This window comes from Rathayibacter sp. VKM Ac-2857, from assembly GCF_013205025.1.
In the GTDB taxonomy this organism is placed as follows: domain Bacteria; phylum Actinomycetota; class Actinomycetes; order Actinomycetales; family Microbacteriaceae; genus Rathayibacter.
Genome location: NZ_JABMLE010000001.1, coordinates 1,324,668 through 1,343,606 on the forward strand (window position 1 = coordinate 1,324,668; position 18,939 = coordinate 1,343,606).

Below are 18,939 nucleotides of genomic sequence, written 5' to 3' on the forward strand. Positions count from 1 at the left end.
CTGCTCGACCAGCATGAAGGGGGCGCCGCTCGAGACGCGCTGCTCAGCGATCCACGCTGATCGAGTAGCCCGCGGAGCGGGCGTATCGAGATCCACCAGCACCAGAAGGACGAGTCTGCAGACCCGCCGTGCTGGGGACGGTGGGTCTCGATACGCCCTTGCGGGGCTACTCGACCAACATGAAGGGGGTGCCGCCGCGTCCTCTTGCTCACCGCCAGGACGTGCTGGTCAGGGGGCGCCGAGGGCCTCGGTGAGGAAGTGCAGGAGCTCGCGCAGCAGCGTCTCCTTCGAGTCGGCGCGGCGGTACTCGTGGCCCTCGCCGTCGAGCTGCAGGAAGCGGACCGGGCGGCCGAGCTCCTCGAGCGCCGCGACGATCTGCCGGGCCTCGCCGAGCGGCACGTTGGTGTCGAGCTCGCCGTGCACGACGAGCAGCGGCACATCGATGGCGGCGGCGGCGTTCAGCGGCGACAGCTCCTCCAGCAGCTCCGCGTCGTGCTCGGGGTGGCCGTACTTGGTCATGGCGGCCGAGGCGATCCAGGGCTCGGTATCGCGGTAGAAGGTCTGCAGGTGCGACATGCCGCAGATGTCGACGCCGGCGGCGAAGACGCCGGGCGAGAAGGCCAGCGACGCGAGGGTGAGGTAGCCGCCGTAGGAGCGGCCGGTGACGGCGATCCGCGCCGGGTCGGCGAACCCGGCGTCGACGAGGTGCGCGGCGGCGGCGAGGACGTCGTCGAAGGCGCCGCGGCGCTTCTCGACGTCGTCGGCGTGCACGAAGTCGCGGCCGAAGCCGGACGAGCCGCGCACGTTCGGCGCGAAGACGGTGATCCCCGCGGCGGCGACCGCCTGGTGCTGCGCCGAGAAGGTGGGGCGCTCCTGCGACTCGGGGCCGCCGTGCAGGCTGAGCATCGCCGCGCCCGGCCCGGTCGACCCGGGCGCGCGGTACAGCCAGCCGGAGAGCGCGAGGCCGTCGCGGCCCGCGAAGCGCTCGAGCGTCGGCACGATCAGCGGCGGCGCCGCCAGCTCCGGCACCGCGGTGATCCGGGACCACTCGTGGGTCGCGGTGTCGAGCCGCCACAGCTCGCGCGGGCGCTCCGGGCCCTCCACGCCGAGGATCACGGCACCGCCGTCGCGGGAGAGCACCGGCGTCGTCGCCACCAGCCCCGGGAGCCCCGCGACCGGGACCCGCTCGCCCGTGGTGGTGTCGAGCAGCTCGATCTCGCTGGAGCCGGCGACGTTCCAGACCAGCATCAGCATCCGGCCGGCGTCGTCGGCGTCCAGGCCCTCGAGCTCGGCGTCGTCGCGGGCGGCGAGGCGGCGGATCCGGCCGCGCCAGCCGTCCGGGCCGAGCGGCATCGCGACCAGCTGGCGCCGCGGCAGGTCGACGTCGGTCGCGAGGTAGGCGACCATCGGGCTCTCGGTGTCGTGCAGCGGCGAGGGGCGCAGCAGCGCGACGTCCGTGGATCCGGTGCCCGAGTCGGGCAGCAGGGCGTGGTTCTCGTTCGTCAGCCGGTCGACGACCACGCAGTACTGCTGGCCGCGCTGGCCGTCGCGGATCACGACGAGGCGCTCCTCGACCGAGAGGTCGAGCACCGAGATGAGGTCGCCGTCGACGAGCGGCTTCCGCTCCCCCGTCACCGGGTCGACGAGGAACGAGCGGGTCGGCTGCTCCGGCTCGGCCGACGGGATCGTGACGACGACGTGGTGGCCGCTGCGCGTCCACGGTCCGAGCTCGGCGTGCGCGTCGCGGGAGCCGGCGATGCGGCGGGCGTCGGAGCCGTCGGGGCGGACCACCCAGACCTGCGTGCGCACGCCGCCGTCGGTGGCGACGAGGCAGGCCAGCCAGGCGGAGTCGGCGGACCAGGAGACCTCGAGCACCGGGTCCTCGGTGAGGGCGATGCGGCGCGCCTCGGGCGGCTCCGCGCCGACGACGACGTCCTGCACCCAGACCTCCGGTGCTCCGCCGCGATCGCTGAGGAAGGCGACGCGGGCGGCGTCCGGGGTCATCGTCGGACCCCAGCTGCCCCAGGCGTGCACGAGCCCGAGCGCGAGCTCCTCGGCGGCGGCCGGCGGGTGTGCGAGCGACGGGGCGGCGAGAGGAGACGTCATGCCTCCATCCTCCGGCACCGCTCAGCCGACGCCGTGCTCCTGGAGCCACATCTCGAGCAGGGCGAGCTGCCAGAGCTCGTTCGAGCCCAGGCGGGTGCGGGTCGCGTTCGGGTCGGCCAGGAGCGCGTCCACTGTCGCGGGATCGAAGATCCCCCGGCGCCGCGCGGCCGGGTCGGTCAGCGCCGCCCGCACCCGCTCGAGGTAGGGCCCCTCGAGCTGGCGGATCGCGGGCACCGGGAAGGAGCCCTTGGTGCGGTCGATCACCTCGTCCGGCACGATGCCGCGCACGGCGCGCTTGAGGATCCCCTTGCCGCCGTCGGCGAGCTTGAGCTCCGGCGGGATCGTGCCGACCAGCTCGACGAACTCGTGGTCGAGGAACGGCACCCGCGCCTCCAGACCCCAGGCCATGGTCATGTTGTCGACCCGCTTCACCGGGTCGTCGACGAGCATGACCGCGGTGTCGTTGCGCAGCGCCGCGTCCACGGCGGTGTCGGCGCCGGGGCGGGCGAAGCGCTCGGCGAGGAAGGCGGTGGCGGCGTCGGGGTCCCCGCGCCAGGCGGGCGCCAGCAGCGCCTGCAGCGCGGCGAAGGGGCGATCGACGAAGACGTCCGCGTAGGCCTCGACGGCGCGCTCGCGCGGCACCCGCGCCAGCGGCGGGTACCAGTCGTAGCCGCCGAGCACCTCGTCGGCGCCCTGGCCCGACTGCACGACCTTCACGTGCTGCGAGACGTCCTCGCTGAGCAGGTGGAAGGCGACGGCGTCGTGCGAGACCATCGGCTCGCTCATCGCGCCGACCGCGGCGTCGATCCCGGGCAGCAGCCGCGCGGAGTCGATCGGGAGACGGTGGTGGTCGGTGCCGAAGCGCTCGGCGACCAGGGTCGAGTACTCGAACTCGTCGCCCGACTCGCCGCCCGCCGCGTCGAAGCCGATCGAGAAGGTCTGCAGCCCGGTCTGGCCCGCCTCGGCGAGCAGCGCCACGATCAGGCTGGAGTCGATGCCGCCGGAGAGCAGCACGCCGACCGGCACGTCCGCGACCATCCGGCGCGAGACGGCGGTGCGGAACGACGCGAGCAGCGCCTCCTGCCAGTCGCGCTCGCTCCAGTCGGCACGGTCGGGATCGCGGGCGAAGACCGGCTCCCAGTAGACGCGCTCGCGGCTGCTGCCGTCGGGCTCGATCACGCGCACGGTCGCCGGCGGCAGCTTGGTGATGCCGGCGAGGATCGTGCGCGGCGCGGGCACGACCGAGTGGAAGCTCAGGTAGAGCATCAGCGCCGTGCGGTCGATCGAGGTGTCCACGCCGCCGGCCGCGAGCAGCGACTGGACCGTCGAGGCGAAGCGGATCCGCTCGCGGGTCTCGTCGAGGTAGAGCGGCTTGATGCCGAGGCGGTCGCGCGCCAGCACCACGCGCCCGGACTCGCGCTCGACGATCGCGAAGGCGAACATCCCGAGGAGGTGATCGACGCAGTCCTCGCCCCACTGGGCGTAGGCCTTGCCGATCACCTCCGTGTCGGAGTGGGAGAAGAAGCGGTGCCCCTTCGCCTCCAGCTCGGCCCGCAGCTGCCGATGGTTGTAGATGCAGCCGTTGAAGACGATCGTCAGGCCGAGCGCGGCGTCGACCATCGGCTGCGCGCCGGCCGCCGAGAGGTCGATGATCGCCAGCCGCCGGTGCCCGAGCGCCACGCGGCCCGCCGCCCAGAGGCCGTCGCCGTCCGGGCCGCGGTGCACGAGGCAGCCGGTCATCCGGTCGACGGCAGCGACGTCGGCGCGCGCGCCGTCGAACCGGATCTCGCCCGCGATGCCGCACATCTCAGCCTCCGACGATCCAGGTGTCCTTCGCGCCACCGCCGCGCGAGGAGTTGACGATCATGCTGCCCTCGGCCGCGACGCGGGTGAGCGCGAGGTCGGCGAGGCGGACGTCGCCGGGTCCGGTGCCGGTGACGAAGACGAAGGCGCGGAGGTCGACGTGCCGCGGCTGCAGGTCGGTGCCCGAGAAGGCGGGGAGCGAGGAGAGGCGGACGACCTCCTGGGCGACCCAGGCGCCCGGGTCCGCCGCTATCTCGGCGCGCCGCTCGGCGACGCGCGCCGCGGGGGACGACGGGCCGATCATCACTCCCCGGCCGCCGTAGCCGTCGACCGGCTTGGTGACCAGCTCGCCGACCCGCTCGAGCACGATCCGGCGCTCGGCCTCGTCCTCGGGGCGGTAGGTCGGCACCGACTCGAGCAGCGGGCGCTCGTCGAGGTAGTAGCCGATCAGCTCGGGGACCGCGCAGTAGAGGGCCTTGTCGTCCGCGACGCCGTTGCCGGGCGCGTTCGCCAGGTACACGTCGCCGGCCGCCGCGACCTCGAGGATCTCGCGGCCGATCGCCCGGTCGCCCGCGACGAGGTCGGCGAGCTCGACGTCGAGCCGCAGGTAGAGCGCGTCGACGACCGTGCCGCCGGCCAGCACGCGGCCGCCCTCGACCGCGAGGTCGGCCGCCTCGAGCAGCAGGAGCCCGGCGCCCTCGGCGAGGCGGCGGTGCTCGAACCAGGCCGAGCTGGTCGCCCCGCTGGAGAGCAGGCCGAGCACGGGGTCGGCACCCTTCGCGCCGTGCGCGAGCGTGGCGCGCAGTCCGGCGAGCGCCGTCGACGCGTCGAGGAGGCCCGCGGGCCGCGGCAGGTCGGGCAGCACGTCGTCGAGCAGCGCGCGGATGCCCAGCGCGTAGGCCAGGCCGCTGGGGTTGCGGAGGTTGTCCTCCAGCACCCGCCAGCCGCCGAACTCGTTGCGGACCAGGTCGAAGCCCATCACGGCGCCGCGCACGGTGCCGGCGGGCAGCCTCGCGGCGTCCTCGCTCCAGCCCGGCGCACCGCGCAGGTCGCGGACCACGCCGGCCCGCACCGCCCGGCCCTCGCCGTAGACGTCCTGCAGGAAGCACTCGAGGGCGCGGGCGCGCTGCTCGAGCCCGGCGGCGAGCTCGCTCCACTCGTGGGCCTGGAGCACCCGCGGGACGAGGTCGACCGGGAACGGCCGGTCCTCCTCGCCCACGCGGAAGGTGAGCCCGGCCTGCTCGACGAGCCGGTCGCGCGACTCGTGCAGGGTCTCGAGCCGCTCGGGGCCGAGGCCGCGGAAGTGCTCGAGGATCGGCTGGTAGGCGCTCCTGGCGCGGCCGCCGGTGGCCACGGCCTCGTCGCCGGCGCGCACGCGGTAGGAGCGCAGGCTCGGGGCGGGCAGGATCGGTCCGCTCGCGGGGCCGTGCGTCTCGGCGACGACGGCGTCGACCACGGCGTCCAGGGTCCCGCGCTCGGCGAGGACGGCGCGCTGGCGGTCGGCGGAGTTGCCGCGCGCGATCAGCGCCTCGGCGAGCGCGCGCACCTGCTCCAGGTCGCCGAGCTCGTCCAGCGCGGGCTGGAGGCGGGCGATCAGGCTGCGCAGCGCCTCGGCGGCGGGGACCGGCCGGGGGTGCTCGGTGTGGTCGAGCAGCGGACCGGAGAGACCGCCGCGGGCGGCCTGCCAGGTGGCGGCGCGCTGGATCGGCGGCGGGGTGTGCCGGAACGGGCGGCCCGCCTCGATGTCGAGCTCGGCGCTGCGGACCAGGCCGCGGAAGAGCCCGGCGATCAGCACCGCGTCGTCGACGATCGGCATCGCGTCGCAGACCCGCAGCTCGAGGGTCGGCGCGTGGGAGGAGGGCCGGACGTCGAAGTAGGCCATCTTCGAGTCGGCGATGACGCCGGTGGCGATCAGGTCGTCGAGCAGGCGGTCGTACTCGGCCGCGGACTCCAGCGGTCCGGTCGCGCCGGCGCTGGGCCAGCGCTGCCAGATGATCGTGCGGATGCTGGCGTAGCCGGTGTCCTGGCCGTTCCAGTAGGGGCTGCTCGCGCTGGCGGAGAGCAGGACCGGCAGGTCGCGCGCGATCCGCTGCGCGATCTGCACGGCGAGCTCGCGGTCGGAGACGCCGACGTGGATCTGGGTGCCGCAGATCAGCTGCTCGTCCACGAGCATCCGGTACTGCTCCTGCATGCGGCCGTAGCGGCCGGTGCTGGTGAGCTCGAAGTCGGTCTGCTCGGAGCGGGGCGCGGTGCCGACGGCGGCGATGCCGATGCCGTCGGGCGCCGCGGCGTCGATGACCGCGCGCCGGAGCGAGATCAGCTGCTCCCGCAGCCCGTCGAGGGAGTCGACCACCGCGGTGTTCGTCTCGACCGTGGTCCGCTGCAGCTCGGCCGAGAAGCTCTCCTTCGGCAGCCGGGCGAGCACCTGGGGGGCGTGGGGGGAGAGCTGCCTCGACTCGAGATCGATGAGGTGGAGCTCCTCCTCCGCACCGAGGGTCAGTTCTGCGCGCATGCGCTCACCGTACGACCCTCATGTTTCGGGCGGCTACCGGGTCGCCCGCGAGCGGCGCGGAGGACGGTGGATCAGCGGGCGGTGCGCGCCCGGATCTCGAGGTCGATCTGGGAGGCGTCGAGGGCGGCGAGCACCGAGGCGAGCACGTCGGCGTCGAAGGTGCCGTTGTCGCGGGCGTCGAGGAGGTCGGCGCGCTGGGCCGCGATCACGGCCAGCCGGTGGCGCTGGGCCTGGAGGAACGCCTCGGTCCTCGGGGCGTCCGGGGCGGGCGGCGGCTCCTGGACGGCCTCGGCGCTGGTCCGCAGGAGGGCGAAGACGCGGGTGCGCTCCTCCTCCCGGGCCTTCTCCTCGGCCGCCTCGTCGACGTCCGGCGCGATCGCCCGCAGCAGCGGCCCGACCGTGCCGCCCTGCAGCAGCAGCGACAGCGCGGCCACCGCGAAGGCGATCAGCACGAGGACCGAGCGCTGCGGGGTGTCCTCGGGCAGCGTCTGCGCGGCGGCGACCGTGACGGCGCCGCGCATCCCGGCCCAGACCACGGCGGTGCCCTCGCGCCAGCCGAGCGGCGCGCGGACGAAGTACTCCATGTCGGCGAGCATGCGGGTCAGCCGGGTGCCGAAGCGCTCGAGGTCGCGGGCGGTCGGCGTCCGGCGCCCGCGGCTGATCCGCTTCAGGCTCTCCTCTCGGCCCTCCTCGGTGCCCATCTGCTCCTGCAGGCCCTCGACGCGCGGGCGCATCCGCTCGCGGAGCCGGCCGCGGCTCTTCAGCACGCCGAGCAGCGGGGCGACATAGGCCGCGCGCACCAGCACCGTCAGCAGGAGCGCGCCCGCTGCGATCAGCACGGCCGGGCCGACGCCGGCGTGGTCCTCCTCGACGCTGGTCACGATCGCCCGGACCTGCAGGCCCATCGTGAGGAAGACCGCGCCCTCGAGCACCAGCTCGATCGTGCGCCAGTTCTGCGAGTCGGACAGGCGGTTCTGCGGGGAGAGCTCGCGCGGCGCCCGGATCCCCGTGACGACGCCGGCGACGACGGCGGCGACCAGGCCCGAGGCGCCGAGGAGCTCGGCCGGGACGGAGGCGAGGAAGGGCACGGTGAAGGACAGGATCGTGTTGACCGTCGGATCCTTCACCCGGCGGCGCACGGCGAGGTTCAGCCAGCCGACGAGACCGCCGACGACCGCGGCGATCAGCACGGAGTAGCCGAACGAGCCGAGCGCACCCCAGAAGGAGAAGCTCGCCGCGGCGGCCGCGATGGCCGTCCGCAGCAGCACCAGGGCCGTCGCGTCGTTGAGCAGGCTCTCGCCGTCGAGCATCGCGACCACCCGCCGCGAGACGGAGGTGCCCTTGACGATCGAGGTCGCCACCGCGTCCGTGGGGCTGACGATCGCGCCGAGGGCCACGCCCCAGGCGAAGCCGAGATCGGGCAGGACCAGCAGGAAGAACAGGCCGAGCACCAGCGAGGTGCCGACGACCAGCAGGACCGAGAGGCCGCTGATCGCGCCGAACTCGCGGCGGAAGTTCATCGCCGGCATCGACACGGCGGACGAGTAGAGCAGCGGCGGGAGGACCCCGGCGAGGATCCACTCCGGCTCGATCTCGATCGCACCGACCACGGGGAGGAAACTCGCGGCAACGCCGATCGCGACCAGGACCAGCGGCGAGGCGACGCCCAGGCGCGGGCCGACGACGGCGGCGGCGGCGATCACGACCAGCGCGAGGACCAGCACCACCAGGAGCGCGGTCATCCGCGTCCGGCGGTGTCGGGGGCCGGGCCGATCGCGCCGCGGCGGACGTCCTCGAAGAAACCGGGCCGGAGCACCCGCTTCTCGATCTCGAACCAGCCGCTGGACCAGCCGTCGCCGAGGGGGTGCGCGGGGTCCAGCAGCACGTGGCCCGGGGTGGCACCGCGGCCGAGGGCGGCGGCGATCGACCGGTCGGGGTCGTAGAGCGCGTGCTCGACGAGCGGCGCGAACACCTCGTGCTCGGCGAAGTCGGCGGGCGCGCCGAGGAAGACGGGCATCAGCTCCTCGCCCTCGCGCAGGCCGTTCGGCCACCAGCGGAAGCGCTCGACCAGCTCGTGGCAGGAGATGCAGGACGGCGAGAAGAAGACCAGGTGCGTGGGCGGATCGGCCCACTCGGCGAGGGCGATCGGCTCGCCGGCGGCGGTGAGGAAGGCGAGGTCGTCGGAGTCGGCCGGGGTGGGTGCGGCGGCGGGCGCTGGTGCACGCGCGGCCAGCCGGTCGCGGACGGGGACGAGCGCGACAGCGAGCAGCACGGCGAGCAGGGCCGGGATCCCCGGGACGAGCAGCTCCGCCGGCGCGGTGGCCCCGACGAGCCCGGCGAGCGCGAGTGCGAGCAGGACGGCGTTCCGCGCGACCGTGCGGCCGGTCATCCGCGCGTCGCCGAGGCCGCCGAAGCACTCGCACTCGACCGGCTCGGGGGCGCGGACCGCGCGGATCGCGACGGCGAGGAAGACCACGTCGACCGCGACCGCGCCGAGCAGCGCGCCGCGGTGCAGCGGCGACGGGGCGAGCAGGATCGCCAGGCCGAGCGCGATCTCGACGACGGGGAAGGCGCGGGCGAAGAGCGGGCCCGCGGAGAGACGGGCGGGCAGACCGAGCGCGGCGAGGCTGGCGCGGAACCGCTCCGTCCGCCCGAGCTTCAGCACGCCGCTGACGACGAGGACGGCTCCGGCGGCCGCGCCCGCGACCGCGAGCAGGACCTCGAGCGCTGATGCGAGCATCCGTGTCCCTCCCGCACCCGGCGGTGCCCCCGCAGAGCACGCTACCGGGCGGGCGGCGCCGTCAGGAGTCGGAGCGGATCACGAGTCGACGCCTGTCACGAGTCGAAGCCCAGCCCGAGCGCGTCGAGGGTCCGCAGCAGCGGGTTCCGCCGGCCGCCGTCGTGGTCGGCGCGGTCGAGCGACCAGCGCGTCGCCTGGATGCCCGCCGTCGCGAACGGCTCGGGCGGGAACGGCAGCGGGCGCTTGCGCACCATCTCCAGCTCGGTCCGCTCGGTCGGCTCGCCGGCGAGGAGGTCGAGGAGCACGTCGGCCGCGAAGGCGGTCGTGCCGACACCGAGCCCCGTGTAGCCCGCGGCGTAGGCGACGCGGCCGGCGAGCGCGGTGCCGTAGAAGGCGGCGAAGCGGGTGCTGGTGTCGATCACTCCGGCCCAGCGGTGGCTGAAGCGCAGGCCCTCGAGCTGCGGGAAGGTGGTCAGGAAGTGCGCGGCGAGCGCGCGATCGGTCTCCGGGCGCTCCTCGTAGGCGGAGCGGATCCGGCCGCCCGGGTGGTAGACGGCGTCGTAACCGCCCCAGAGGATCCGGTCGTCGGCGGTGCGGCGGTAGTAGTGGAACTGGTTGGCGACGTCGCTGAGGCCCTCGCGCCCGGTCCAGCCGATCGAGGCCAGCTGGTCGGCGTCGAGCGGCTCGGTCATCAGGACGTGGTCGTAGACCGGGACGGTCATCAGGCGGGTGCGGGCGAGGAGCGAGGGGAAGGCGCTGGTGCCGAGGATCGCCTGGGACGCCGCCACGGAGCCGTGCGCGGTGCGGACGAGCACGCCGGCGCCGTCGCGCTCGAGGCCGAGCACGCGGCTGTCCTCGTGGATCTCGACGCCGAGCTCCTCGGCCACCCGCGCGAGCTCGCGGACGAGCTTGCCGGGGTGCACCAGGGCGCACTGCTCGGCGGGGGCGGCGAGGCCGGCCAGGAAGGTCGGCGAGTCGACCAGGGCACGCACCTCGGCGGTGTCGAGGAAGCGGCCGCCCGCGACGCCGTCGCCGTCCGCGAGCGGGCCGACCTGGTACTCCTCCACCGCCACCGCGAGCGAGCCGGTGCGCTCGAAGTCGCAGTCCATGCCGTAGCGGGCGACGGTCGCCTGGATGTCGTCGAGGTTCCGCACACCCAGCTCCTCGAGCCGGGCGGCCTCGGCGGGCCAGCGCGCGAGGCCGTTCTCGCGGCCGTGGGTGAGGCTCGACTCGACGAAGCCGCCGTTGCGACCGGAAGCGGCCCAGCCGAGCGAGCGGGCCTCGAGCAGCACCACCCGGCGGCCGGGGTCGCGCTCCTTCGCGCGCAGGGCGCTCCACAGGCCGGTGTAGCCGCCGCCGACGACCACGAGGTCGGCTCGGACGGCGCCGGCGAGGGCGGGGCGCGGCGCGTCGGGGTCCTCGAGCCAGAACACACCGCGTCGGGTGCCGGCCAGGGCGGCGTCGACGACGGCGGAGTCGGGGGCGGATCGTTCGAAAACCGTGCTCGTGAGGGCCATAGTGCCTCCATTACGTCAGTTCTGCGTTCACTTCGCAACCGGATCCGTCGTTCCGGCGCATCGCTCCCGGGCAGGTCGTCCGCCGCGGTCGTACACTGCGAGGGAAATCGGAGGGGACATGCGAGCACGCCGACCGCGCGACGGGGGACGCGACGCAGCGGCGACCCCTCCGGCCGCGACTCCCCCGGACCCCGCGGCCGACGAGCCGCACGACGTCTCTCCCGGCATGCGGATCGCCGCGGCCTGGGGCTGGCGGGTGCTGGCCGTCGCCGCGCTGCTCTGGCTGGTCGTGAAGCTCGTCGCGCTGGTGCCGGTCGTCGTGGTGCCGGTGCTGATCGCGCTCCTGGTCACGGCGCTGCTCACACCGCTCCGCGATCGGCTCGAGCGCTGGCGGCTGCCGCGGCCGCTCGCGGTGCTGGTCTCGATCCTTGCGCTCCTGCTCGCGCTGGTCGGGCTGGTCGGACTCGTCGTCGTGCAGTCGCGGGCCGGCTTCGGCGGCGTCGGGCAACGGGCACTCGACGCGGTCGACGACGTGGAGGCGTGGCTGCAGGGCCCGCCGCTCGGCTTCAGCGACGTGCAGCTCGGCGACTGGGCGCAGACGGCGATCGACTGGGCCGACACCCAGGCGTCGACCATCGCCTCCGGAGCCCTCGCCGTCGGCTCGCAGGTCGCCGAGGTCTTCGCCGGCACGCTGCTCACGCTGTTCTCGCTGATCTTCCTGCTGCTGGACGGCCGGCGGATCTGGACCTGGTTCCTCCGCCTGATGCCGCGCGCCGCGCGACTGCCGCTCGACACCGGGGCTGCTGCCGGTTGGCGGACGCTCAGTCAGTTCGTCCGGGCGCAGCTGGGGGTCGCCGGGATCAACGCCGTCGGCATCGGAATCGGCGCGCTCGCGCTGCAGCTGCCCCTGGTCGTGCCGATCGCGATCGTGGTGTTCCTCGGCTCCTTCGTGCCGTTCCTCGGCGCGATCGTGACGGGGGCGCTCGCCGCGGTCGTCGCGCTGCTGTTCAGCGGACCGGTGGCCGCGCTGGTGATGATCGGCGTGGTCGTCGTCGTGCACCTGCTCGAGGGGCACGTGCTGCAGCCGCTGATCCTCGGCTCGGCGGTCAAGGTGCATCCGCTGGCCGTCGTGCTGGGCGTCGCGACCGGGCTCGAGGTGGCGGGGCTGGCCGGCGCGCTGTTCGCGGTGCCGGTGATCGCGACGCTGAACTCGGCGATCACGGCGATGCGGCACGATCCGGAGCGGCTCGACTCCGTGCCTCGCGATCCGGGGCGCTCCGCGTGAGCCGGCACCCCTTCGACCCGGCGGGGATCCCCGGGTCGGTGGTCCTGCCCGCGCTCGCCTGCCCGGTCTGCGGGGCGGGGCTGACGCCCGACGCGCTGCCGCGGCCGACCCTGCTGCGCTGCCCTCTGGGGCACAGCGCCGACCTGGCGCGGCAGGGCTACGTCTCGCTGCTGCGCGGCCGGCACGCGACCTCGGGCGACACTGCGGCGATGGTGCAGGCGCGCGAGGAGCTGCTGGGCTCCGGGCACTACCGGCCGATCCAGGACGCAGTCGCCGCAGCGGTGCCGGCGGACGCGCGACTGGTCGTCGACCTCGGCTGCGGGACCGGCGCGTACCTCGCGGCGGCGCTCGAGGCGCGGCCGGAGGCGAGCGGGCTGGGGCTCGACCTGTCGGCGGCGGCGGCGCGGCGGGCGGCGCGGGCGCATCCGCGCGCCGCGATCGCGACGGCGGACCTGTGGCAGCCGCTGCCGCTCGCCGACGGGTGCGCCGACGCGCTGCTGACGGTGTTCGCGCCCCGGAACGCGCCGGAGATGCAGCGGGTGCTGCGGACAGGCGGGGTCGCGATCGTGGTGACGCCGCGCGAGCGGCACCTCGGCGAGATCCGGCCGGTGTTCGGGATGCTCGGGATCGACGCCGGGAAGGCGGAGCGGCTCGACGAGCAGCTGCAGGGCTTCCAGCGGGTGGCGCGCGAGGAGCTGGATTACGCGGTCGCCATGACGCCCGGGGAGCTGCGCGCCGAGGTGCTGATGGGGCCGAGCGCCCACCACGTCGATGCGGCGGCGGTCGACGCGCTGCTGGCGGGACGCTCGGCGACGACTGCGGTCACCGTCGCGGTGACGGTGTCGGTGTACCGCGCGGCGTAGGCGGAGGTCGGGACGGTCGCTTCCGGGGCGTTCCGACGACGGTGGATCCACTGGGAAGAGACGCCCCTGCACATGCTGGTCGAGTAGCCCCGCAGGGGCGAATCGAGACCCACCGTCATCGGCAAGGCTGGTCTGCAGACTCGTCCTTCTGACGCGGGTGGGTCTCGATACGCGCGCTGCGCGCGCTACTCGACCAGCAAGGATGTCGCCGCTCCTCCGCCGACGGAGCAGCCGCGTCGGGCGACTCTTCCATGCTGGTCGAGTAGCCCGGAGGGCGTATCGAGACCCACCCTCGCCGAGACATCCGGAAGCGAGCCTCCTCCCCAGCGCCCGATCCGACAGCACTGTCCCCGATCGGCCCCTGCCCCCGCTCCGATGTCGGTGGTCCCTGATTCAATACGCGTATGTCAGAAGATGAGAATGCGGCAGCACTCGCGGAGGTGCGCGACTGCTTCGACGACTCCGCCGCAGCCGAGCGCGCCGCCTCCCCGACGCGCCTGAGGGCGGCCGAACGGATGCACCGCGGCTACCGGATCGCGCTCACCGTCCCCGAGGCGTTCGCCCGCGGCACGACCCGCAGCGAGACCCGCGACCTCGTCGAGCGCTCCCTCCGCGCCGAGCTGGCGGTGGCGTTCGGCCTCTCTGAGCGGGACGTCTCCCGCCGTCTCGAGACCGCGCAGATGCTGATGGAGCACCTTCCCCTCACCCGTGCGCTGCTCCGCGACGGCCGGATCCTGTGGGAGACGGGCGAGGCGATCTGCAAGACCGCGAGCAGCCTCCCCGAGACCTCCCGCTCCGCACTCGACGAGCGCGCCGCCGACGCCGCACTCACGATGACGACGACACAGCTGCGCCGCGCCCTCAGCCGCTGGCGCGAGGAGCTGCACGAGCAGCCCCTCGCCGAGCGGCACGCGCGCGCGAAGGAGGACCGCGCGGTGTGGGTCACCCCGGACGTCGATGGGATGGCGACGCTGTGCATGCTCGCTCCCGCACCGGCCGTGACGGGCGCCTATGACCGGCTCCGCCGCATCGCCCGCACTCTCCGCGACGAAGGCGATCCGCGCACCCTGCAGCAGCTGAGCGCGGACGCGGCGATCGACCTGCTCTGCGACGGGGACATCGCCGGCACGACACCGAATGCCGAGCACCGGCCCGACCCGACCTTCGTCCCCGGCGTCCGTGCGGAGGTCCGCCTCACCCTCGCCGCGTCCACGGCCGTCGGCCTCGACGACGCTCCTGCGGACCTCGACGGCTACGGACCGGTTCCCGCGGACGTCGCCCGCGAGCTCATCCGAACGGGAGCCTCCTTCACGCGGGTGCTCACCGATCCGGACACCGGCGCCGTCACCTCCGTCGGCCGCACCTGGCGCGTGCCACCACCGCAGATGCGCCTCCACCTCCAGCTCCGGGACCAGACCTGCCGGTTCCCCGGCTGCACCCGCACCGCATCGACGGCCGAGGCCGACCACAGTCTCGAGTGGCGCAACGGCGGCGAGACGTCCCTCGAGAACCTCGTCAGCCTCTGCACGTCCCACCACCACGTCCGGCACGGAGAGCAGTGGAGCTACAAGCGGATCGACGACCACGGGACGCTCGAGTGGACGAGCCCGACCGGCCGGCGGATCAGCAACCGCCCGCCACCCCTGCCCGGGCGGCCGCCCGACCCGCCACCGGGACCTCGCTTCGACGATGCTCCCGTGCCGTTCTGACGGTGGTGGATCTCGATACGCCCGCTCCGCGGGCTACTCGATCAGCATGCAAGGCCCGCTGCGCGGGCTACTCGATCAGCATGCAGTGGGTGCAGCGCGTGCAGCGCGTCGACATGCATCGCCCCATGCTGGTCGAGTAGCGCGCAGCGCGTATCGAGACCCTGCCCCTGCGGACGGTGGATCTACTGGGAAGAGCCGCCCGCAGGCATGCTGGTCGAGTAGCCCCGCAGGGGCGTATCGAGACCCACCACCGCATGGACGTCGGCCTCGTCCCCGCCCGGCGCCGGCGCCAAGGCGTCCCCCTCCGCTCGATCGGCAGCGGGTCAGTAGCTCTCGCGGCGGCGCTCCTGGTCGACGACGGCGGCGCGGTCGGAGAGGGCGCGGAGGCCCGCGAGGGGCTGCGCCATCCGGTGGTTGCCGCGGAGGACGGGCTCGGTGCGGTCGAGGAAGGCCCAGTAGCCGGCGGTGACGGGGCAGGCGTTCTCGCCCAGGCGCACCTTCGGGTTGAAGCGGCAGCCGCCGCAGTAGTCCGACATCTTGTTGATGTAGGCGCCGCCGGAGGAGTACGGCTTGGTCGCGACGACGCCGCCGTCCGCGTGCTGGGACATGCCGATCACGTTCGCGGGCATCACCCACTCCGTGCCGTCGACGAAGACGTCGACGAACCAGTCGTTGAGCTCGGCCGGGTCCCAGCCGCGCTGCAGGCCCCAGTTGCCGAGCACCATCAGCCGCTGGATGTGGTGCGCCCAGCCGTGCCGGCGCACGTCGTCGAGGGTCTCGTGCAGGCAGTTCGCCTCGATGCCGGCCGGATCGAGGTCGAGCAGCTGCTGCGGCAGCGGGGCCTTCGCGCCGAGCGCGTTGCTGCGCTCGCGGTAGTCCGGCCCGAGGTGCCAGTAGAGGTGCCAGACGTAGTCGCGCCAGCCGAGGATCTGCCGGACGAAGCCCTCGACGCTCGCGAGCGGGGCGCCACCCGAGGCGTGCTCGGCCGCGGCGGCGTCGATCACGGCCCGCGGATCGAGCAGACCGAGGTTGAGCGGAGCGCTCAGCAGCGAGTGCGCCATCGTCCAGTCGCCGGAGAGCATCGCGTCCTCGTAGGTGCCGAAGTCGCCCAGGCGGGACGAGACGAAGTCGGCGAGCGCCGCCTCCGCCTCCGCGGGGGTCGCCGCGAACCGGCGCGGGCCGTCCTCGCCGACGAGCCGGATCGCGCCCTCGCGCTCCCAGCGGGCGAGATCGGCGCGCACCTCCTCGTCGATGTCGTCCTCCTCCGGCCACCACGGATCGGGCAGCCCCAGGCGCGAGGCGCCCTTGGGCGGCGGGTTGCGGTTGTCGTGGTCGTAGTTCCAGCGGCCGCCCTCCGGCTGGTCGCCGCGCATCAGCACGCCGGTGCGCTCGCGGCTCCAGCGGTAGAAGTCCTCGAGCAGGAGGCGCTTGCCGGACTTCGCCAGCGCCCACTCGCGGAAGTCCTCCTCCTCCGTGACGAAGCCGCGGCTGGGCAGGACGCTCATGCCGAGCCGGCGGGCGAGGCGGCGGCCACCCCGGGTCGGCGGGTCGATCACCTCGAGATCGTCGCGGCCCGCGAGCCCCTCGGCGAAGGTCTCGGCGCGGACGTACTCGACGCGGTCGCCGAGCTCGCGGCCGCGGTGGCGCAGCGCCGAGAGCAGCAGCTGCGCCTTCGCGCGGTGCATCGGCCGCCGCCCGAACGCCGAGCGGGCCTCGACGAGCAGCATCGGGCCGCCGTCGTCGAAGAGGGGGCCGAGCTGGCCGATGACGCCCCAGCGGGTCCGTGCAGTCCGTGCAGTCATGCTCGGAGGCTAGGCGGCGGTGGGGACATCGCGACAGGAGTTGCGCTCGGCGCCCGGAGCATCGGGGTGCGCAGGTGTCAAGGTGCGCGGATGTGCAGCCGCGACACCTTGCACCGGCGGACGCGGTGCAGGATCGTCGACTGCATCCACCCGACGCGATGAGGCGAGGAGCCCCGCCATGGCACACGACGACGAGTTCGAGACCACCACGACCACCGAGAGCGGCGGCACGACCGAGGAGACGACCCGACGCGGCCGCCACCTCGCGGACGGCGACGCGGGCGGCGCCGGCACCGACGGACACAGCACCGACACCTCGGACGAGGGCGAGTACACCGAGACCGACGGCGTCTCGCACACCGACGGCGAGGAGGAGGGCAGCTACGTCGACACCTCCTCGCACCAGGAGTCGACCACCGAGAAGGGCAGCTACGTCGACACCGAGGGCTCCGGGCCCGACTCCGTCGGCGAGGGCGAGTACACCGACCGCGACGAGTAGGCGGCGCGGGAGCGGGCCGGCCGTCAGTCCTGAACGGTCGCCCGCTCCGCCGCGACGAACGCGGCGATCGCATCGGCGCCCGGATGGTCGTCGGCGCTGATCGTCACGACCGCGTCGTCGGCGAAGACGAGCAGCTGCCCGTAGGCGCCGTGCAGGCGCCAGCAGGCGCCCGGGCCGTCCCAGCCGGCGAGGGCGTAGCGCTGGTAGCCCGGGCCGGTGCCCGCGGCGACCCACGCGGAGTGCATCAGGTCGCTCCACTCGGGAGCCAGGAGCCGCTCGCCGCGCCAGACCCCGCGATCGCGGATCAGGCGCCCGATCCGGGCCGTCTCCTCCGTGCGAAGCGCCAGCCCGCTGCCCGCAACGATGCGGCCGTTCGGGCAGCGCTGCCACTCCGCCCCCTCGATGGCGAGCGGCCGCAGGAGCCTGCGGTCGACGTAGTCGCCCACGTCGCCGACCCGCGTCTCCAGGAGTCGCATCGCGGTGTAGCTGCTGGCGTTGGAGTACTGGAAGACGGGTCCGCGGGAGGGGCGGCGCAGGAATTCGACCGCGAGGTCGGGCCAGTCGGTCATCAGCGTGGGCGACCAGGGCAGGTCGATGCCGCTGGTCATGCTGAGGAGCCGGCGCAGCGTGAGGTCGGCGACTCCCTCGCCGAGATCCGCGGGGACGTCCGCGGCCAGCGGTCCCAGCGGCTCGTCGAGCGAGATCAGACCCTCGTCGACGGCCAGCCCGGCGGCCAGCACGCAGACGCCCTTGGCGACGGAGTGGACGTCCTCGCGGACGTCCGGCGTCCAGCGGTGCTCGGCCGTGTCGTCGCCGATCAGCACGTGCAGGCCGTGCGCGCCGAAGCCGACGGCGTCGATGTGCTCGACGAGACGGTCGCGGAAGGCCTGCGCTGCTGTGGGGGCCTGCGCTGCTGTCGGGTTCTGCGCTGCTGTCGGATTCTGCGCTGCTGTCACCGGGACAGTCTGCCCCGGCGCGGGCGCTTCCTAAGATCGTGGGCATGGACGAGGACAGCGCACGGGGCACCTGGCGGCGCGAGCCGAGCACCGTCGTCGTCGCCGACACCGGAGCGCCCTCGCGCATCGCCGAGCCGTTCGCGATCGCGGCGGGCAGCGTCCTGCTGGAGGCGCCGCACGAGTTCGCGCCGCACCGGCACGCGCTGCACGAGCTGGTCTGGGTCCGCGGCGGCACCATGACGGTCCGGCTGGAGCACCGGATCCTGACCGTGCCGGACGGCTTCGGCGTCTGGATCCCGGCCGGGACGGAGCACGCGGGGCGGACGACCGCGCGGACCGCCCTCTGCGACGCGCTGTTCGATCCGGAGCGGTCGCCGGTGCCGATCACGGCGCCGGTCCTCGTCGAGGTGACGCCGGTGCTCGCCGCGCTGCTCACCCGGCTCGCGCGGACCGACCTCGAGGCGGCGGCGCGGCTGCGGGCGGAGGCGGTGGTCTTCGACGTGATCGCGCCGTCGAGCGAGCAGTACTCCGTCACGGTCCCGCAGGGCGAGCGCCTCGCGCCCCTGGTCGCGGCCCTCCTCGACGACCCGACCGACCGGCGGACCCTCGCCGACTGGGCCGGGCACCTCGGCGTCGGCGAGCGGACCCTGTCCCGGGTCCTCCGTGCGCAGACCGGGCTGTCCTTCCTGCAGTGGCGGCAGGCGCTGCGTGCGCACCGAGCGCTGGCGCTCCTCGCCGAGGGGCGGAGCGTGCAGGACGTCTCGGAGCTGATGGGCCACACGCACCCGAGCACGTTCATCGCGGCGTTCAAGCGGGTGATGGGGACCACTCCGGGTGCGTTCGCGCAGGACCAGCGCGCCGCGGCGGCATCGGCCGCGGGCTGAGGCCGGGCGTCCGACCGCGTCGGGTCTCGATACGCCCCTCCGGGGCTACTCGACCAGCATGCGGCGGGCGTCTCTTCCAGGAGATCCACCCCTGTCCGAGCTGCCGCTCCGAGCGGCGCCGTCCCGTGCCTCGGAGAGGTGGCCCCAGTGGCCGGAACGCTCTATCGGGTGTCCTCGGCAGTCGATTGCGGACGGTCCGGCCGCCGCCTAGCCTCAGGAAGGTAAGCCAACCCTTACTCAGCGGATCCCCTCCCGCTTCCCCC

13 protein-coding genes are annotated in these 18,939 nt (G+C 74.3%); 5 read left to right on the forward strand and 8 right to left on the reverse strand.

The window, feature by feature from the left end:
* Positions 1–228: 228 nt before the first annotated feature.
* The 6 genes from HQQ86_RS06170 to HQQ86_RS06195 all read right to left on the reverse strand — a co-directional run bounded on the left by HQQ86_RS06170 (position 229) and on the right by HQQ86_RS06195 (position 10,678).
* The gene (locus HQQ86_RS06170) at positions 229–2,106 is read right to left on the reverse strand and encodes a S9 family peptidase (RefSeq protein WP_173287201.1); all 1,878 of its coding nucleotides are present in this window, start codon (positions 2,104–2,106) and stop codon (positions 229–231) included.
* Between the two features lie 21 nt (positions 2,107–2,127).
* Entirely contained in the window at positions 2,128–3,912 is a 1,785-nt protein-coding gene (locus tag HQQ86_RS06175) for an N-acetylglutaminylglutamine amidotransferase (RefSeq protein ID WP_173287202.1), read from the reverse strand.
* Between the two features lies 1 nt (position 3,913).
* The gene (locus HQQ86_RS06180) at positions 3,914–6,421 is read right to left on the reverse strand and encodes a carboxylate--amine ligase/circularly permuted type 2 ATP-grasp protein (RefSeq protein ID WP_173287203.1); all 2,508 of its coding nucleotides are present in this window, start codon (positions 6,419–6,421) and stop codon (positions 3,914–3,916) included.
* A gap of 71 nt (positions 6,422–6,492) precedes the next feature.
* Positions 6,493–8,163 carry a sodium:proton antiporter gene (locus HQQ86_RS06185; protein ID WP_173287204.1) on the reverse strand — a complete coding sequence of 557 codons (1,671 nt, stop codon included), beginning with the start codon at positions 8,161–8,163 and terminating at the stop codon, positions 6,493–6,495.
* Positions 8,160–9,161, reverse strand: a complete 1,002-nt coding sequence (locus HQQ86_RS06190) for a MauE/DoxX family redox-associated membrane protein (protein ID WP_173287205.1) — start codon at positions 9,159–9,161, stop codon at positions 8,160–8,162. Before HQQ86_RS06190 ends, HQQ86_RS06185 begins: the two co-directional genes overlap by 4 nt.
* 95 nt (positions 9,162–9,256) lie before the next feature.
* The gene (locus HQQ86_RS06195) at positions 9,257–10,678 is read right to left on the reverse strand and encodes an FAD-binding oxidoreductase (protein ID WP_173287206.1); all 1,422 of its coding nucleotides are present in this window, start codon (positions 10,676–10,678) and stop codon (positions 9,257–9,259) included.
* Positions 10,679–10,796: 118 nt separating this feature from the next.
* Between HQQ86_RS06195 and HQQ86_RS06200 the strand changes: the two genes are divergently transcribed.
* From HQQ86_RS06200 to HQQ86_RS06210, 3 genes are all read left to right on the forward strand, one after another.
* Complete coding sequence (locus HQQ86_RS06200) at positions 10,797–11,963, forward strand: AI-2E family transporter (RefSeq protein WP_173287207.1); 1,167 nt, start codon at positions 10,797–10,799, stop codon at positions 11,961–11,963.
* A complete protein-coding gene (locus HQQ86_RS06205) occupies positions 11,960–12,826 on the forward strand; it encodes a methyltransferase domain-containing protein (protein WP_216844934.1) in 867 nt (288 codons plus the stop codon). Before HQQ86_RS06200 ends, HQQ86_RS06205 begins: the two co-directional genes overlap by 4 nt.
* Before the next feature lie 404 nt (positions 12,827–13,230).
* Complete coding sequence (locus HQQ86_RS06210) at positions 13,231–14,535, forward strand: HNH endonuclease signature motif containing protein (RefSeq protein ID WP_173287208.1); 1,305 nt, start codon at positions 13,231–13,233, stop codon at positions 14,533–14,535.
* Between the two features lie 323 nt (positions 14,536–14,858).
* Here the strand turns inward: HQQ86_RS06210 and HQQ86_RS06215 are convergent, their stop codons facing one another.
* Positions 14,859–16,337, reverse strand: coding sequence for a cryptochrome/photolyase family protein (locus HQQ86_RS06215; RefSeq protein ID WP_173287209.1), 1,479 nt, complete (start codon positions 16,335–16,337; stop codon positions 14,859–14,861).
* A 178-nt stretch (positions 16,338–16,515) separates the two neighbouring features.
* Here HQQ86_RS06215 and HQQ86_RS06220 point away from each other — a divergent pair, with 178 nt between their 5' ends.
* Positions 16,516–16,836, forward strand: coding sequence for a hypothetical protein (locus HQQ86_RS06220; protein WP_173287210.1), 321 nt, complete (start codon positions 16,516–16,518; stop codon positions 16,834–16,836).
* Between the two features lie 23 nt (positions 16,837–16,859).
* On the opposite strand, the gene HQQ86_RS06225 is transcribed toward HQQ86_RS06220, so the two are convergent.
* On the reverse strand, positions 16,860–17,792 hold the full coding sequence (locus tag HQQ86_RS06225) for a serine hydrolase (protein WP_173287211.1): 933 nt from the start codon (positions 17,790–17,792) through the stop codon (positions 16,860–16,862).
* A gap of 44 nt (positions 17,793–17,836) precedes the next feature.
* Between HQQ86_RS06225 and HQQ86_RS06230 the strand changes: the two genes are divergently transcribed.
* Positions 17,837–18,676: a helix-turn-helix domain-containing protein gene (locus tag HQQ86_RS06230; RefSeq protein ID WP_173287212.1), complete on the forward strand. Its 840-nt coding sequence runs from the start codon at positions 17,837–17,839 to the stop codon at positions 18,674–18,676.
* Positions 18,677–18,939 lie beyond the last annotated feature (263 nt).

What these genes read in the sequence shown, in the direction of transcription:
- HQQ86_RS06170 (WP_173287201.1), bottom strand. Translation starts at nt 2,106, where the DNA reads ATGACGTCTCCTCTCGCCGCCCCGTCGCTCGCACACCCGCCGGCCGCC.
- HQQ86_RS06175 (WP_173287202.1), bottom strand. Translation starts at nt 3,912, where the DNA reads ATGTGCGGCATCGCGGGCGAGATCCGGTTCGACGGCGCGCGCGCCGAC.
- HQQ86_RS06180 (WP_173287203.1), bottom strand. Translation starts at nt 6,421, where the DNA reads ATGCGCGCAGAACTGACCCTCGGTGCGGAGGAGGAGCTCCACCTCATC.
- HQQ86_RS06185 (WP_173287204.1), bottom strand. Translation starts at nt 8,163, where the DNA reads ATGACCGCGCTCCTGGTGGTGCTGGTCCTCGCGCTGGTCGTGATCGCC.
- HQQ86_RS06190 (WP_173287205.1), bottom strand. Translation starts at nt 9,161, where the DNA reads ATGCTCGCATCAGCGCTCGAGGTCCTGCTCGCGGTCGCGGGCGCGGCC.
- HQQ86_RS06195 (WP_173287206.1), bottom strand. Translation starts at nt 10,678, where the DNA reads ATGGCCCTCACGAGCACGGTTTTCGAACGATCCGCCCCCGACTCCGCC.
- HQQ86_RS06200 (WP_173287207.1), top strand. Translation starts at nt 10,797, where the DNA reads ATGCGAGCACGCCGACCGCGCGACGGGGGACGCGACGCAGCGGCGACC.
- HQQ86_RS06210 (WP_173287208.1), top strand. Translation starts at nt 13,231, where the DNA reads ATGTCAGAAGATGAGAATGCGGCAGCACTCGCGGAGGTGCGCGACTGC.
- HQQ86_RS06215 (WP_173287209.1), bottom strand. Translation starts at nt 16,337, where the DNA reads ATGACTGCACGGACTGCACGGACCCGCTGGGGCGTCATCGGCCAGCTC.
- HQQ86_RS06220 (WP_173287210.1), top strand. Translation starts at nt 16,516, where the DNA reads ATGGCACACGACGACGAGTTCGAGACCACCACGACCACCGAGAGCGGC.
- HQQ86_RS06230 (WP_173287212.1), top strand. Translation starts at nt 17,837, where the DNA reads ATGGACGAGGACAGCGCACGGGGCACCTGGCGGCGCGAGCCGAGCACC.